We start from the raw sequence: 16718 nt of genomic DNA on the forward strand, positions 1-16718 counted from the left end.
CATGGATTCCTATTGTTGTGTGTTTTTGATGGAGTGAATTTTAATTGATATTTATTGTGTATTTGCATTGTGGAAAATTTTGGCAACCATAAAACTTCCCATATTTTCCTTTCTTCTTGGTTAGGACATCTCCACATTTTGGACATTCTTTTGATTCCACCATTTTCTTCTGCTTTCGAATATGGCTTTTTACCAGTTTCACATGATTTCTATTTTCATTTCGATCAATGATATTGTTTTGATGTATTTTTTCTGAAATCAATTTTATTTGATCGTATGATAAATGCTCATATTCATTCAGCCTTTTAATCGTTTTCAGGAGTTTGTTTGTGTAAGTAACAGGTAATTCTGAAGTTATGTTTTTTAATGTTCCACTCCCAGCTAATACAACAATTGGAAAATAATTAATGTCATTATATTCTGAAAGCAGTCTTTTTATGGCGTATACATGAACCCAATTTTGTTTTATAGGGTTTCTAAGTTTCTTTTTATGTTTGTAAATAGTTTGTGTCCAGTATTCAGAATTTTGATGCCCATGAATCCAACCTTTATAGTTTTTTGTTTCAATTACAATAATCCCACTTCTGCAAACTACGATGTGATCTATTTGAGTTGTTGAATTTCCGTGTTTTAGTAGAATATTATTCAGGACTATATATCTTGTCTTTTTTAGACGGCTCAATTTGTTTGATACTTGGTATTCTCCAATAGCACCTTTAATTTGGGGAATAATTTTTTTCTTTATATAGTAGTTGATACTATAAAAGACTAAAATAATAAGGATGATAGCTAAGAACTCCACTGTAATAAATTGTTTTATGAGTTTCGTCTTTTGAGTTTATTTATTTCAATATACCTAAGTTATTTTGTAGAGGCATCACTACTCATAAAATTTAGTTTTTATTGGGCATTGGTTTTTCCTTTCCAGTCTGATACGATTTTACTATTTACTCTATAAATAATTTTTGCATTATCATTTACTAGCTCATTCCATTTGTTAATTCGTAATTTCATAAATTCAGTGTGAAATTCTCCATTAACTCCATCTTTACCTGTCTTGACATGTTGTAATCTATTTGTTAAAGATTTGATTTCTTTTAGAGTTTGGTTCTTTGTGACAATTTTCCCATATTCTTTAATATGCGTTGTAACAGTTTCACGCGGTAAAGAATAACTCATAAAACCATGAGCGAAAAAGCGCCTTTCACGGTTTAATTGTCCAATCTCATTTTTTATGATATCCCAAGTTGGTTTAAGTTCTATTAGATGTTCTGTAATAAATTCGCTCAGGTGTTTCATTTTTTTATCAAATGAAAAACCCGTATACTTCATTAAATATTTGCTTTTGAGTCTTAAATCAAATTCTGTAGCCGTGCATAATGATGCGAGTCCAAATTCTAATTCTGAAAATGCTATTATATATGCTCCAATAGCTTCCTTAAATTCTTTATCATTTTTCCAAATGTCTTTCATAAGCTTATGCCTAACAAGTGTGTAAGTGACAATGCATCTTATTCCACTTATCTGTTGTTTATTATAAATTATTCTTATCCGTAATGATTGTGTCGAGAGAGCTTTAAGGTTTTACTACAGATCTTTTGTTCAAAGTATATGTAATAGTCTAAATAACACCTTCGATTATAAATGTAACTATAATCCATCATTTATATGTAAGCTAAAAGCATGAAGTTTTGTAAGTGTTTGTTAAGCATGAAAGGGATGATAATAAAACCTGTTAGAGACTGTCGGAGACAGTTCTGACAGCGTTTATAGAATCGAATTAACGCCACTTCCGAACAATCGGAATCGACTCTGTTAGGTTTAAGAATATAGTAAAAGCCCAATCTCACTAATTTGAGATTGGGCTGAATATTATTTTAAACCTTCGTCCTTTTATTCTTAAGATTTAATCTTCCTGGGGGTTATTTAGTTTTAAAGAGAACAAAAGTAGGATAATGACTAAAACACCACCTGCAATACCCGCAAGTTGGTAGCTGCCTGTTAAGGTAAATATTCTGGAGAAGAACAGAGGCGCTATGGCTGAACCAAATACCATAAGCGACATAGCTAATCCACTAATGGCTCCCAAGTGATCTTGTCCGAAAAAACGAGGCCATGTAATCGAAGCCAGCACAGAGAAAAGACCTCCCATAAGACCATTGCCAAGAATCAGAATGTAGTAACCACTCCAGTGTGAAAGACAAGATAATCCTATGCAAGAAAGCATGCATCCAATAAGGTAAATAATTAGAATACGCTTAAGTGGCATATAGTCGCTAATCACATTTCCTGCCAGTGCAGCGACGATAGAAATTAGCGAAGCTGGAATGAAAATACTTAACGCTTTCTGTTCGCTGTAACCTGATATCTCGAATATGGAAACCACATTGAAAGTAAAGCCTGTAATAAAAAAGGCGCTAAAAGCGATTGCTAGTGCATATACCCAAAAGATTGGTGTCTTCTTTGCTTCTTTTAGCGTGAACTGTTTGTTGCTATCCTTAAAGGCTTTTTTCTTTTTCTCTTCAATTACTTTTCCATCTGGAATAAGCCCACATTCTTCAGGATTATCTCTAAAGAAAATATAAGCAAAAATGATAAAGGCAACAATAATGGCTGCCATAATCAGGTAGGCTGCACTCCAATTGGTGCTATGGATAATGCTTGCGACAAAAAGAGGAGCCACTGCAAATCCGAAAGATTGAATGCCTGAGGAGATGCTATTGGCCAATCCACGCCTTTTGTTGAACCATTTCATCAGCATGTTTCGAGAGGCTAATGTTAATACGCCTTGTCCGGAGAATCGAAGCATGAAAAATAGAGCAGAAACCAAAACAAAACTAATGGTGGAGAATGAGATATTAGTCATCGAAGAGATGCTTCCACTCATTTGATCGCTTATGGAGAATAACAAGAGTGTGAAAGCTAAGGTGCAAGCCGCTAAAATAGCTGTGAATCGAGCCCCAAACTTATCGTATACTTTTCCGGCCTTTGTCAGGAATAACGAACTCATAGCCGTACCAATCAGATAAGCTGAACTCAGAGCATCGCGTGAAAGTTGCAGGGCATCTATTAAATAATCTGTAAAAACAGATACTCCAATGGTTTGACCAGGGATTGAACAAATGATTCCTATTGTGGCAGCAATCATGGCCATCCATCCGTAAAAGATTGGGAATTTGGATGGCGCAAAAGGTAAGTTAGGATGACGTTTTATTGGCATAAATTAAAATTTTCACAAAGGAAGCCAAATTCGCTGAAAGAAGAAATTTATGTCGGGAAAAGGTCGGAAAGCAAAAAGAATTAAGGGTTAGCTGAATTATGTTGAATTGAAGGCTTTCATAAAAATGCCACAATCTCAAATTTGAAATTGTGGCAAATTAGTAGGTTGTTATTGGTTCCTTTAATTCATTAAGCTTCTTGTTTTTTAACATTCATGTAGCGTAGAATGAACCAGAAAATTCCAGCGATTGAGAATAATATGGCACCTGTTATAGGTGGAATCATGCTAATTCTTATGCCGCCAGCTACAAGTGCAGGCGAAATATTAGGCATAGATTGAATGACACTAAGCGCTTGAGAAAGTCCCATGCCTTGACCAAGAAGACCGATAGCAAAACTTAGGCTCCCTAGGAATAGAATGGCATCCAGATGACGTTTGGTTATAAAACCAACTTTAAGAAACCTGATTAAAGTTAATAATGACCATACGATGGCAGTCAGTCCTGCAAGCATTATAAATGTCATGAATTGGACACCTCCCTGAAAGAAAAAATCAAACATGTTTTAAAAGTTTAGGTTAAACAAAAATACGAATCAAACCTATTGCTTGTTGTTTTCTTTTCAAATTTATTGCGTTTATCTGTTTGTAAATGACGATGAATGACAAGCGGAAAGGGTTAAAGTGTTTATTCATAGTTTGGAAAATTCTCATTGATTGATGGTGTTTGTTTGCATGTTGTTGATTTTAAGGGATCAGTATTTTGGTCAAGTGTAGAGAAAAGGACGGGTTTTGAGAATAAATTGTCATTAAACTTGAAATTAAGGTCATTTGTCGTATATCATAAATAAATGGTTTTTGCATCAAATAAAAATATCTATTTTCGTATCTACTATGTTGAAGATATTAAACTTGCTTAATAGGAATCTGGTAAATTGGAGAAGAATAGCTTTGTCTCTGTTGACTTGGTTTATGGCTTTTGTTTTTATCAGTGTATTTTTCGGTCTGTATAATCAGGATTATTACAATGCATTTATTTTTTGTTTGTGTTTTGTGCCACTTGCCTATGTGAGTACGCGTTTTCTTAACGATTTCTTGATTCCTAAATATTTGCTAACCAAACGTTATTTTCGTTTTTGGTTGTATTTATTCTATCTGCTGTGTTTGTCGCTTAGTATCGAAACCTTGATTATTGCTGGTCTTTATGTTTTAGTCTGGAACTATTCTTTGGAAGGAATTGATCCTGCAACCCTGGATGTGCGTTTTTCTCTTGTTGGCTTATATTTTGTGATTTTGGTTGGAGTTGCCTATCGTCAGTTGCAAAGAAGTTTAAAAGAACAACGCTTAAGAGAACAGCAGAATAAGATAAAGGTAGAGACTGACTTGCGTTTAAAAGAGGCTGAGCTGAGTTTGCTTAAGGCTCAGGTTAATCCGCATTTTTTGTTTAATTCTTTAAACAGTATTTATGGTTTGAGTCTTGAAAAGTCAGAAGAGACACCTCAAATGATTATGCATCTTTCTGAGATATTGGATTACACGCTTTATGGGTGTAGTGCTGAATTTGTTCCAATTAATAAAGAAATTGAGTTGATTGAAAATTATTCGGCAATTCAAAAGGGGCGTTTTGGCAAAGGAATTTGTCTGGATATCAATATTGAAGCAGGCAGGCACGCGAGTGATATGATTGCTCCTTTGCTGCTTTTACCTTTGGTTGAGAACGCTTTTAAGCATACCGATAGAAAAGATGATGTTGCAAGTAAAATTACAATGAATCTTCATTTAGAAGATGATTTTTATTTCAATATTAAGAATCCTATTCAGCTTGACAGAATATCAAAAGGCAATGGGGGAATTGGTTTGGAAAATCTTCGTAAACGTCTCGAATTAATCTATCCGGAAAGACATCAATTAACCATTAAACAGGATGACGGGTGTTTTGATGTGGAATTGAGATTGAAGTTAATTTAAATGATTGGTATGCAAAAAATAAGATGTCTGTTGCTCGATGATGAACCTATTGCCATTCGTATCATCGAAAGGCATTTGACAAGTTTTCCCGATATGGAGATTGTGGGGCGGTTTCAATCTGCTTCACCAGCAATGAGTTTTCTGAGGGAACATCAGGTTGATTTAATTTTTTCAGATATTGAAATGCCCCAGATTAATGGCTTGCAATTTTTAAAATCATTAAAAACGCCGCCTGCGCTTATCTTTACAACGGCTTATCGCAATTATGCGGTTGAAGCTTTCGATTTGGATGTGGTCGACTATCTTGTGAAACCCATTTCGTTAGAACGAATGGCTCGTGCCATTAACCGATATTACGACAGGCAAAAGCCAACAGGAGAACAAATCCCTGGTTTGCCTTTGAAAGAAGAGGTTCTCAATTTAAAAGTTGATAAGAAAATTGTACGCTTAGATTTGACTAAGCTTGATTTTTTTCAAAGTTTTGGAGATTATGTCATTTGTCGGTATGAGGGGAAGAAATTAGTCAGTCGGGAAACACTTTCTCATATTATTGAATTGCTGCCATCTGATAGGTTTATTCGTATTCATCGTCAGTTTATCGTGCCTTTAGCCAAAATTGAATCCATTTCTGGCAATACCGTTTATTTAAATGGAAAAGACTTGCCCGTGGGACGATCGTATCGCAATAGCTTGAAAGAGAAAATGAACTTGTAAGTAAAATATCAATCAGATATTTAAACGTCTCCAATTTTTTGATTTGCCACGACCCAGTTCATTACCTCCTGATAGCGATAGCGTTCCAATTGGGCAAAGCCTGACATTTGTTTGGCTTTAATTGTACTAAATTTAGGCGTGTAAATTCCACATAGAAATTTGGTAATAAGTTCAGCACTGACACTTCCTTTTAAGGTATTTCGGAGTTTTTGAGTTAGATCTTCAAATTGGTAGCTTTTTAAATCAGGGAGTTGATCGCTTTGGGCTACTTTTACGCCTCCCGATGAACAAACCGAGCAATGCCCACATTCTTTTATTGCTAATGTTTCACCAAAATAAGCGGCTAATTTTGTACTCAAACAGGTTTCTGATTCAAATAAGGCAATCATGCTTTCGATACGCTTGATTTCAGCATTTTCTTTCAATTTAAATTTTTCAAAGAGTTCTTTGGCTAGTTTCTCTGTATCGAAACTTGAATTTTTAATGGAGAAAACATCGGCCATTTGTGAAGCTTCCAAAATTAACCAGCCCTGTTCGCTGAAATATTCGAGAGCCGCAATAATTCGCTGTCGATCGAGTTTGGGGTTTTGCTTGATGTTATCAAAGTCAACCGTCCACCATTTTCTTGCTTTATTGCACGTATTGAAAATTTCCTGAATGAACTCTTTTCGTTCACCTTTGAATTTGTTGATAATGCTTTGTTCATCAATATTCAAAGCAAAGCGATACGATGCAAAGTAGGCGTTTAGAGGTTTAAGAATACCCATTATTTCAAGATAAACCAGTAAGGTTTTAATAGGTAACATTCGGATGTTGCAAAGAGCAGGAAGATTCATCAACCTGACATCCCAGAGTTCACCTGCATTCTTAATAATTTCAAGTAGTTTTTTGATGCCTTCGTATTCAGGCGTGTCGCCGTAAACAAAATTCTCCAGAATGTTAACATTATCCCGATTGGCTAAAACCAAACAATTGGCTGCCTGATTGTCACGTCCGGCACGTCCGATTTCCTGAGAGTAATTTTCTATGGATTTGGGAAGATCGTAATGAATCACATTACGGATATCACTTTTATCAATTCCCATTCCAAAAGCAATGGTTGCTACAACACAATTGATTTCACCTTTCATAAAACGAGTTTGGATCTCTTCTCTCAATTCGTTTTTTAAACCGGCATGATAGGCTGTGGCTGCTATACCAGTTGAACTCAGAAAATTAGCCACATCTTCTGCTGTTTTTTGCAGCGTCACATAAATAATACTGGCTTCCCCTTTTTTGTTTGAAAGGGTATGAGCTAAAACCCGGTTTTTCTCAGACTGTTTGACGGGAACAACCTGCAGATTCAGGTTAGAACGGTAAAATCCTGTGATGCTGACATTCTCTTTTGATATATCAAATTTGCAACACATATCCTCAATAACTTTGGGTGTAGCGGTTGCGGTTAATAGAAGGCATTGCTCTATATTAAATTCTTTTTGATAGGCAGGAAGTTTCAAATAATCGGGGCGAAAGTTGTGCCCCCATTCCGAAATACAATGGGCTTCGTCCACCACAAGCAGGGAAATCGGAATCTCTTTTAGGAAGCGGCGAAAGCGCTCGTTCTTAAAGCGCTCAACGGATATCATTAAAATTTTATGCTTTTTTTCTTTGATTCCTTTCATTACTTCAACTTCTTCTTCTCTGGAAAGGCTGGAGTCGATACGAACGGCGGAAATGTTTTTCGATTGCAGAAAATCCAACTGATCCTGGATTAAAGCCAAAAGGGGAGAAACAACTAGAGTTAAATTTGGAAGTGTAAGTGCAGGTAGCTGATAACACAATGATTTTCCGGATCCCGTAGGGAAAATGGCTATTGCGGATTCTCTTTGGGTAATTTTAGTAATCACTTCTTCCTGGCCTTTGCCAAATGATTGAAAACCAAATTGCTGTTTAAGAAGTTGATGTATCATAATCTTGAGTTTGTTTTTTTATTCCGGAAGTTCGTTGATTATTGAACAACGAAATTAATAAAATAGAAAGACTAAAATTAAGGATTCGTCCGAAATCTCAAAAAATGATCATCTCATGAAGTCAGCTTGGCTTCCTTGTCGTTTAGTGAGGAAATTCTGATTAAATTAGAAACTTGGAATTTTATATTTTGAATAGGCTTAATTAATAATTTGTTAAAACTTATTTGAATTTTGCCAATCAAATCGCATTAGATACTTTTGTAAGAATATGCGCAAAAGCGTGATTTCATAACTGATCCTGGATTGAAGAGAGGCAAGCTAAGAATGATATATAGATTAATAAAGAATATTCAGAGGCAATTGTCTCTTTCTAAGGTGGGTAAAGATCTGTTGATTTTGGCTCTACCCATAATTGGAGCACATCTTTTACATACGGCCTATAACCTTACCGACATGATTTGGGTTGGAGAATTGGGGAGTGGTGCCGTTGCGGCAGTTGGAACGGCAGGTTTTTTCATTAATTTGGGCTGGGCTTTGGCTTCAGTCATTACCGTGGGTGTTAATGTTAAAATTTCCCATTCTTTGGGAGCTGAAGATCATGATGGCGCAAGTCGTTATACCATAGCAGGACTCTGGGGAGTGAGCTTGCTTTCAGCAATTTTTACATCAGTTTTATTGATGTGGCCTGACGAATTCATAGCCTTTTTTCACATGAAGGATGCCCATGTTAATGAGATGGCTACTTCTTATATGAGTATTGCTGCCTGGGGAGCGGTTCTGAATTTCATGAATCTTTTGTTTATCTCAGTTTTTAATGCTCATGGTAAGACTAAAACCTCGTTAAAGGCAAGTTTTGTTGGAACCTCACTAAATATATTACTAGATCCTATTTTTATTTTTGTGTTGGATTTGGGGGTCGATGGGGCGGCCTATGCTACCATTATTGGGCGTAGTATTTCTCTCTTGTATTTTATTTTTGCACTAAAGCGTTGTTCTTCGATCAGGTTTAAAGGTTATTTGCCACATTTCGATAAAATCAAATCGTTTCTTATCGTTGGATTTCCCGCTGCATTTCAGCGAATTTCATTTACTCTCATTTATATTGTAATGGGCCGTATTATAGCTGAATGGGGACCCACGGCCATAGCTGTTCAGAAAATTGGTGTTCAGATAGAGGCCTTTACTTTTATGATTGTGGGGGGGATTATGCAAGCGGTAACAATTACTGTAGGCAAGCATTATGGTGCAAAAAATATGGGAGAAATACCTAAGGTGTTTAAAGCTGCCTGGCAGATTGCTTTTTCGGTAGGGGTGGTGACAACCCTTATGTTTGTGCTGATTCCGGAAACCTTATTTTCCATATTTGTCCCCGAAAAAGAGAGTATAGCAATGGGGAAAGACTATCTGTTGATCTTATCCCTTTCACAGTTGTTTATGTGTATGGAGATGATTGCTGCAGCTGTTTTTCATGGTGTTGGCAAAACGTATGTTCCAGCCATATTGAGTGTGATTTTGACGAGTTTGCGCGTGCCTGGTGCTTATCTGTTGGGCTTTTTTACGTTTCTCAGTTTAAACGGAGTTTGGTGGAGCATTAGTGGAACAAGTATTTTAAAAGGGGTGATCCTGTTTTTCATTTTAAAAGCTTATTTTAGAAAGAATAATTTACAATTTGAAAAAGTTTTTAAATTCGGTAAAGCGATCACTGACACTTAGCTTTTAACTAAAAGCAAGACAATAGAAATAAACAAAAGTATTCGATCAATTAGGTGTAGTGAATAGACTTTAAACTAGGCCTTAGCTACCACCTCCTTCAACAATAGGAGGCTAAAAAAAAGATATGATAATTCTATGAAAACAATTCATAAAAACCTGTTTGAACTGTTAGAAAACAAAAGTATTCGTAGCAGTATTTGTGATGGCAAGTTTGGCATTGAAAAAGAAAATGTACGTGTGGATAAAAACGGACGTATGGCGACAACCCCACATCCGAATATTTTGGGTGATAAGTTCAAACATCCTTATATCACGACGGATTTTTCTGAATCTCAAGTTGAGATGATTACGCCCCCTTTGGACAGTATTGAAGAGGTACATGGTTTTTTGGAAACTTTACATGATGTTGTTTCTCAGAATATTGGATACGAACTTTTATGGCCACAATCACTACCTCCTTTGTTGCCTGATGAGGAACTTATTCCCATCGCACAATTTGGCGATCAGGGCATTAGCAAGGAAAAATATCGGGAGGTTCTGGCTAAGCGTTATGGTCGTGAAAGACAGATGCTGACAGGTATTCATTATAATTTCTCTTTGTCAGATCGTCTGCTCAGAAAGCTTGTGAAAATTTGCTGTCCTGATGGTGATGCCGAATCGTTCAGAGAGGCTTTGTATTTGAAAATGCTTCGCAATTTTATGCGATATCGTTGGTTTTTGGTTTGGCTTTTAGGCTCAAGCCCGGTGTCTGATCCTTCTTTTAAGATGAAGTCATTAAAGACAGGAGAGAGAAAGCAAGTGACTTGTGGTAACGCTGTATCGATTCGTACCAGCTCGGGAGGTTATAGAAATGAAGAGGAATATTTTGTTGATTTCAATAGTTTGGACGGGCTTAGAAAATCAATTTCGGATTTAGTTGCTGAAGGACGACTGGTTGGGGATGAGGAGCTTTATTTACCCATAAGGCTTAAGTTCGATGCCAATAAAGAAATATCACATGTTGAGGTTCGCTTATTGGATTTAAATCCATACGAGAAAGTGGGAATATCGAAAGATAGCTTGTATTTGGTTCACTTGTTTTTATTGCATTGTTTATTCCGCTGTGAACCCGAAGTATATGATGAAAAACAACAGGTAATTGCAGCCAATAATCAGGATCTTGTCGCCTGCTATGGTTTGAAAACGGATTTGAAATTACACTCTTTTGAAGGCAACGATATTTCTGTTCAGGATTTTGGTCGTGAGATATATAATGAGATGCAGAATTTTATGAAGGCTTCTCAACTATCAAAAACTGAGGCTTACATTTCAGCAATGAGCTATTGTGAGAATTTATTGAATGGTTCTCTTCAAAGAACATCGCTGAAAATTAGAGAGGATATTCAGAGGGAAGGCTTTATCGCATTTCATATGAATATGGCAAGGAAATATCAGGCTGATACAGAACTAAGCAGTTTTCGGTTTCATGGGTTTGAAAATTTAGAGCTATCAACCCAACTTCTTTTAAAAGCAGCATTGCGGCGAGGTGTTGAATTTGAGATTCTGGATCAGAACGAAAATTTTGTACGTCTTAAGCAGGGTGATAAGGTTGAGTATGTGATGCAGGCAACTCGTACATCCCTGGATAATTACAGTTCGGTGCTTATGATGGAAAACAAGTTGGTCACCAAGACCATACTTAAAGAATCGGGAATTAGTGTGCCGGGTGGAATGAATTATTTGTCAAAGGAAAAAGCGCTTTCCGATTTTGAGCTTTTCGAGGATCGGGCTATCGTAATAAAACCAAAGTCCACCAATTTCGGACTTGGCATTAGCATACTGAAGGAAAATAATAAGGAGAGGGTTTATCAGCGAGCTGTTGAAATTGCCTTTGAACATGATAACAGTATTTTGATTGAAGACTTTGTTCCCGGAAGAGAGTTTCGATTTTTTGTAATGGGTGACAAGGTTGTGGGTATTCTGCATCGTGTTCCGGCCAATGTGAAAGGGGATGGACAGAAATCTATACGCGAGTTGGTTGAACTGAAGAATCAGGACCCCCTCAGAGGAAAAGGTTATGTGACACCGCTTGAAAAAATCAGTTTAGGAGAAGCTGAGGCTATGTTTTTAACTGATCAGAATTTAACTTTTGATTCTGTTCCCCAACAGGACGAGATTGTTTATTTACGAGAGAACTCGAACATTAGTACGGGGGGCGATAGTATCGATTTTACAGATGATATTCATCAGTCGTATAAAGATATTGCTGTGAAAGCAACCAAGGCTTTAGATGTTGAAATTACAGGTTTGGATATGATGATTCTGGATGTAAAGGCCGAAGCTACAGAGGAGAATTATGCAATCATCGAAATGAATTTTAATCCTGCCATTCATATCCATTGCTACCCCTATATTGGCAAGAATCGATATTTAAATGAGAAGGTTTTGGATGCTTTGGGGTACTGATAATTGAGCTTTCTTATCTTAACGTTTGGTACAATTGACTTTTATGATTATTTTGTTTAAACGTGTAAAAGTATAAACAAATGCCAAAGGTTAAGTATTCATTTTTGGATGTTTTAAATGGGGATATTCTTCTTCGGGAATTTTCTGAAGATGCGAGTATAGATGATGTCATTGCCTCCTTTGATGAAATTAAGGATAAGAAAATGCTTGCGAATAATACACAGGGGATTATCACAGATTTGCGAAACGTAAAGTTTGAAATTAATCCCTCTGTTTTTAAAAAGGTTTCGAGTTATTTTAAAACAAATCCGGAATTTTACAAATATAAGCTGGCTGCAATTACGATATTACCAATGCAAGTCGTCCTTGTAACTATTGCAAATTCGATTACTCCCAAATTAAGAGCTAAACCCTTTTCAACTCTTAAGGCAGCAATTGCTTGGGTGTGTGGACCCTGATTATCTTTTCTCTCGAAGAAATATGTTATAAAACCAAATGTTGTAGAATACCCATTCTAAAAATCGACTCTATCTAGATTATTCATTAAATTTGTGAGCCTACACATGGAATTACGATTCATTTTGTAGCTATTTAGATAAGACTATTCAAATTTTAAAGCAATAAAAATGTCCGATTTTAACTACCAAAAACCATTTCCTATTACTAAGGATACAACCAATTATCGATTATTGACTAAAGATTATGTGTCAACTATTGATGTTGATGGAAGAAAAATTCTAAAAGTAGATCCTAAGGGACTTGAAATGCTTTCGAAGCAAGCTTTCGCTGATGTTTCTTTTTATTTACGTCCGGCGCATTTGGAGAAATTAAAAACAATTCTTGAAGATCCGGAAGCTTCTGATAATGATAGATTCGTTGCTCACACCATGTTGTTGAATCAAGTTGTTGCTGCTGAAGGTGAATTACCAACTTGTCAGGATACAGGAACAGCTATTGTAGTTGCTAAAAAAGGCGAGGATGTTTATACGGGAGCCGATGATGCCATGCATTTATCAAAAGGGGTATATGAAACCTACCAGGAGCGTAATCTTCGTTATTCTCAGGTTGTGCCATTCAGTATGTTCGAAGAGAAAAATACGGGAAATAACTTGCCAGCACAAATTGATATTTATGCCAACCAAGGCAATGCATATGAGTTTCTATTCCTAACAAAGGGAGGTGGCTCAGGAAATAAAACCTTTTTGTACCAGCAAACAAAAGCTTTGTTGAATGAAGAGAACTTGACAAAGTTCATCACCGAAAAGATTAAGGATTTGGGAACTTCAGCTTGCCCTCCATATCATTTAGCATTAGTTATTGGTGGAACGTCAGCTGAGGCGAATTTAGCAACAGTGAAAAAGGCATCAACCGGCTATTTCGATCACTTGCCAAACGAAGGTAATGAAGGCGGTCAGGCTTTCCGCGATTTGGAATGGGAGAAAAAAGTTGTTGAGATTTGTCGCAAGAGTGAGATTGGGGCTCAATTTGGAGGCAAATATTTCGTTCACGATGTGAAAGTCATTCGTTTACCTCGTCATGCTGCGTCTTGTCCTGTTGGATTGGGAGTGAGCTGTTCAGCTGATAGAAATATCAAAGCAAAAATTAATGAAGATGGTATTTTCCTTGAACAATTGGAAAAAGAACCGATCAAATATTTACCAAAAGAGGCGCCACACTTAAAGGATGCTGTTGAGATTAATTTGGATCAGCCTATGGAAGATATCCGTAAGGAATTATCTAAATACCCAATTAAAACTCGCTTGAGCTTAAATGGAACTTTGATTGTAGCTCGTGATATTGCACATGCACAAATCAAGCAAATGCTTGACGAAGGTAAAGAGATGCCTGAATACTTTAAAAACCACCCTGTGTACTATGCAGGACCAGCAAAAACACCTAAGGGAATGCCTTCAGGTAGTTTCGGACCAACCACTGCAGGCCGTATGGATTCATATGTAGATGTATTCCAAAAAGTAGGCGGTTCTATGGTGATGGTGGCAAAAGGAAACCGTTCGAAAGCAGTAACTGATGCTTGTCATAGCAATGGTGGATTTTATTTGGGATCGATTGGTGGACCAGCAGCAGTATTGGCTAAAAATAGCATTAAATCGATTGAAGTGATTGATTTTCCTGAACTTGGAATGGAAGCAGTTCGTAAAATTCGTGTTGAAAATTTCCCTGCATTTATTATTGTTGATGATAAAGGGAATGACTTTTTTGCAAACCTTTAATCCTTTCTGAGAGATAGGGTATGACTATGGGTTTGTTTGAGTTGATGAATTTGTCAATAAATATTCGAATTTAATTCAATAATGATTATTCCTAAATCATAAATTAGCCTTATTTTTGATTCAGAAAAACAAAACAAAACATTTAAAAATAACAATATGGCTCTTAATAAGAAAGTAGAAGCGATCTTAAATAATCAGATCAATAAGGAATTTTGGTCGGCTTATTTCTATATGTCTATGTCGAATTATCTGAATGCTAATGGTCTGCCAGGTTTTGCTAATTGGATGCATGTACAGTTTCAAGAAGAGATTTCTCATGCACTTAAGATGCAATATTTTGTAAATGAAAGAGGTGGGCGAGTTATTCTTGAGCCTATTGCTGAAGTACCTGCAGAGTGGGATGGTGTTTTAAATATTTATGAAGAAACACTAAAGCATGAAGAAACAGTAACTGGTTTGATTAACGAATGTGTGAATGTTGCTATGGATGCAAGAGATCACGCAACGGTTAATTTCTTACAATGGTTCGTTGATGAGCAGGTTGAGGAAGAAGCAACAGTTTCTGAAATCATTGATCAATTGAAAATGTTTAACTGTCAGGGACAAGGTCTGTATATGATGGATAAAGAATTCAAAACAAGAGTTTTTGTTGATGCAACAAAAGCTTAATCGAATTTTTAATTTTATAGTAAAGCCTGTCAGTTAATTCTGGCAGGCTTCTTTTTTGAATTAAGATTTACAGTTCTGTATTTTTAAGTTTAATACAGGTTGGTTATTTCAATTGTTCCAGCATTTTAGTCCTTCATTTTCAGTAGAAAATTAGGATGTGCTTAATTTGGATAAGTAATAATTTGACGTATATTGAGGCGTAATTGCTAATTATATGATACTTTAATCGCCACTTTAGGTTTCAATATGAAACTAAAATAATGATTGATGATTACAAATCAAATTTACTGCAAACGTTTACTGAAAATATATTTTTTACTGCAAACGTTTGTTGAACTTCTAATCTGTAAATATTAATTTATGAAAAAAAAGGAATGGTTTAAACTGAAATTTTCCCTGATTCTTTGTTTGGGATTTTTATTTTTTATCAGTTGTTCAAAAGAATCTACTGAAGAGTTAGTTCTGTCCCCATCTGGTGAAGTGGATTTATCCAACGACACCAAATCAGTAGCCAATGCGAGTGTAATGATGCAGGCATTTTATTGGGATGTTCCCGCCGGAGGAAATTGGTGGAATACAGTAGATGCCAAAGTTACTGATTGGGCCAATGCAGGCTTTAATGCTATTTGGTTGCCACCTGCAGCTAAAGCTCAGAATGGAGCGTTTTCAATGGGGTACGATCCATTTGATTATTTCGATTTTGGAGAATATGATCAGATGGGATCTGTAGAAACGCGTTTCGGATCAACAACAGAGCTAAAATCACTTATTGGTTCTGCGCACCAAAGTGGTTTGCAAGTTTATGCTGATATTGTTATCAATCACAACAGTGGAGGGGCATCAGAGGCTAATCCTTACACCGGAAATGATACTTGGACTGACTTTCAACCCAAATCAGGTTTGTTCAATCGTTCTTATGATGATTTTCACCCCAATGATATAGAAAACAACGACTTGGGTAAATTTGGTGGCTTCCCCGATTTATGCCACAAGAAAATCAATGTACAGAATTGGTTATGGAAAAATTCAAATTCTGTGGCTAAGTATTATAAAAATGAAATGGGCTTTGATGGTTGGCGTTTCGATTACGTAAAAGGATTTGAGCCTTGGGTTGTTAAGGAATGGAACGCTTCGGTAGGCGGTTTCTCAGTTGGTGAATTGTGGGACGGTAGCGTCGACTATCTAAATTGGTGGGCAAATGAAGCTAATTCATCTGTGTTCGACTTTGCCTGTTATTATGCAATGAATGATGCTTTTGATGGCAATGATCTGACAAAGTTGAATAACGATATGATGTGGAAGCGTAATGCTTTTAGAGCCGTGACTTTTGTTACCAATCACGATACCGATGAAATTTGGAATAAGAAATTGGCCTATGCATATATCTTGACACATGAGGGATATCCTTGTGTTTTCTACCGCGATTACGAAGAGTGGTTGGATAAGGGTATGATGAACAATCTGATTTGGATCCATAATAATTTAGCTTCAGGAAGTACATCGATACTTTATGCCGATAATGATGAATATGTTGCACGTCGCAATGGATACAATGGTGCAGGTCTGATTGTTTATATAAACAATTCGGATAATTGGCAGGAAAGATGGGTTGAAACAAACTGGTCAAATACAACCATTAAGGATTATTCAGGAAATTCCAACTGGGAGCCTGTTACTCAAAGTGGTAAGTGGGTAAAAATTCAGGTGCCACCAAAGGGGTATTCTGTTTGGTCTGTTAAATAATTCGATTACAATGAAATTCTGTCTTATTTGATAAGGCAGAGTTTCTTTTAAGAAAGCTTGGAATATGCT

The 16718-nt window shown here is 36.3% G+C and carries 13 protein-coding genes; 8 read left to right on the forward strand and 5 right to left on the reverse strand.

Annotation, left to right across the window (positions count from 1 at the left end; all coding sequences use genetic code 11):
• Positions 1-40: 40 nt before the first annotated feature.
• From EO244_RS07390 to EO244_RS07405, 4 genes are all read right to left on the reverse strand, one after another.
• The gene (locus EO244_RS07390) at positions 41-802 is read right to left on the reverse strand and encodes an NERD domain-containing protein (protein ID WP_129254018.1); all 762 of its coding nucleotides are present in this window, start codon (positions 800-802) and stop codon (positions 41-43) included.
• Positions 803-900: 98 nt separating this feature from the next.
• Positions 901-1473 (reverse strand): hypothetical protein, encoded by a 573-nt coding sequence (locus tag EO244_RS07395; RefSeq protein ID WP_129254019.1) that lies wholly within the window; start codon positions 1471-1473, stop codon positions 901-903.
• 433 nt (positions 1474-1906) lie between these two features.
• Complete coding sequence (locus EO244_RS07400) at positions 1907-3220, reverse strand: MFS transporter (RefSeq protein WP_129254020.1); 1314 nt, start codon at positions 3218-3220, stop codon at positions 1907-1909.
• Positions 3221-3408: 188 nt separating this feature from the next.
• The gene (locus tag EO244_RS07405) at positions 3409-3780 is read right to left on the reverse strand and encodes a hypothetical protein (RefSeq protein ID WP_129254021.1); all 372 of its coding nucleotides are present in this window, start codon (positions 3778-3780) and stop codon (positions 3409-3411) included.
• Positions 3781-4111: 331 nt separating this feature from the next.
• Between EO244_RS07405 and EO244_RS07410 the strand changes: the two genes are divergently transcribed.
• The gene (locus EO244_RS07410) at positions 4112-5185 is read left to right on the forward strand and encodes a sensor histidine kinase (protein ID WP_129254022.1); all 1074 of its coding nucleotides are present in this window, start codon (positions 4112-4114) and stop codon (positions 5183-5185) included.
• A gap of 9 nt (positions 5186-5194) precedes the next feature.
• Complete coding sequence (locus EO244_RS07415) at positions 5195-5899, forward strand: LytR/AlgR family response regulator transcription factor (RefSeq protein ID WP_164977440.1); 705 nt, start codon at positions 5195-5197, stop codon at positions 5897-5899.
• 20 nt (positions 5900-5919) lie between these two features.
• Here the strand turns inward: EO244_RS07415 and EO244_RS07420 are convergent, their stop codons facing one another.
• Positions 5920-7848 carry a RecQ family ATP-dependent DNA helicase gene (locus EO244_RS07420; protein WP_129254024.1) on the reverse strand — a complete coding sequence of 643 codons (1929 nt, stop codon included), beginning with the start codon at positions 7846-7848 and terminating at the stop codon, positions 5920-5922.
• A gap of 324 nt (positions 7849-8172) precedes the next feature.
• Here EO244_RS07420 and EO244_RS07425 point away from each other — a divergent pair, with 324 nt between their 5' ends.
• From EO244_RS07425 to EO244_RS07450, 6 genes are all read left to right on the forward strand, one after another.
• Positions 8173-9561, forward strand: coding sequence for an MATE family efflux transporter (locus EO244_RS07425; RefSeq protein ID WP_129254025.1), 1389 nt, complete (start codon positions 8173-8175; stop codon positions 9559-9561).
• A gap of 135 nt (positions 9562-9696) precedes the next feature.
• Positions 9697-12006 (forward strand): bifunctional glutamate--cysteine ligase GshA/glutathione synthetase GshB, encoded by a 2310-nt coding sequence (gene gshAB / locus EO244_RS07430; RefSeq protein WP_129254026.1) that lies wholly within the window; start codon positions 9697-9699, stop codon positions 12004-12006.
• 80 nt (positions 12007-12086) lie between these two features.
• Positions 12087-12464 (forward strand): S41 family peptidase, encoded by a 378-nt coding sequence (locus EO244_RS07435; RefSeq protein ID WP_129254027.1) that lies wholly within the window; start codon positions 12087-12089, stop codon positions 12462-12464.
• A gap of 168 nt (positions 12465-12632) precedes the next feature.
• Entirely contained in the window at positions 12633-14237 is a 1605-nt protein-coding gene (locus tag EO244_RS07440) for a fumarate hydratase (protein ID WP_129254028.1), read from the forward strand.
• A 156-nt stretch (positions 14238-14393) separates the two neighbouring features.
• Complete coding sequence (locus tag EO244_RS07445) at positions 14394-14906, forward strand: ferritin (protein ID WP_129254029.1); 513 nt, start codon at positions 14394-14396, stop codon at positions 14904-14906.
• Positions 14907-15266: 360 nt separating this feature from the next.
• A complete protein-coding gene (locus tag EO244_RS07450) occupies positions 15267-16649 on the forward strand; it encodes an alpha-amylase (protein WP_129254030.1) in 1383 nt (460 codons plus the stop codon).
• The last annotated feature ends 69 nt before the right edge of the window (positions 16650-16718 follow it).

Origin of the sequence: Ancylomarina salipaludis, assembly GCF_004122035.1 — a bacterium.
Lineage (GTDB): Bacteria > Bacteroidota > Bacteroidia > Bacteroidales > Marinifilaceae > Ancylomarina > Ancylomarina salipaludis.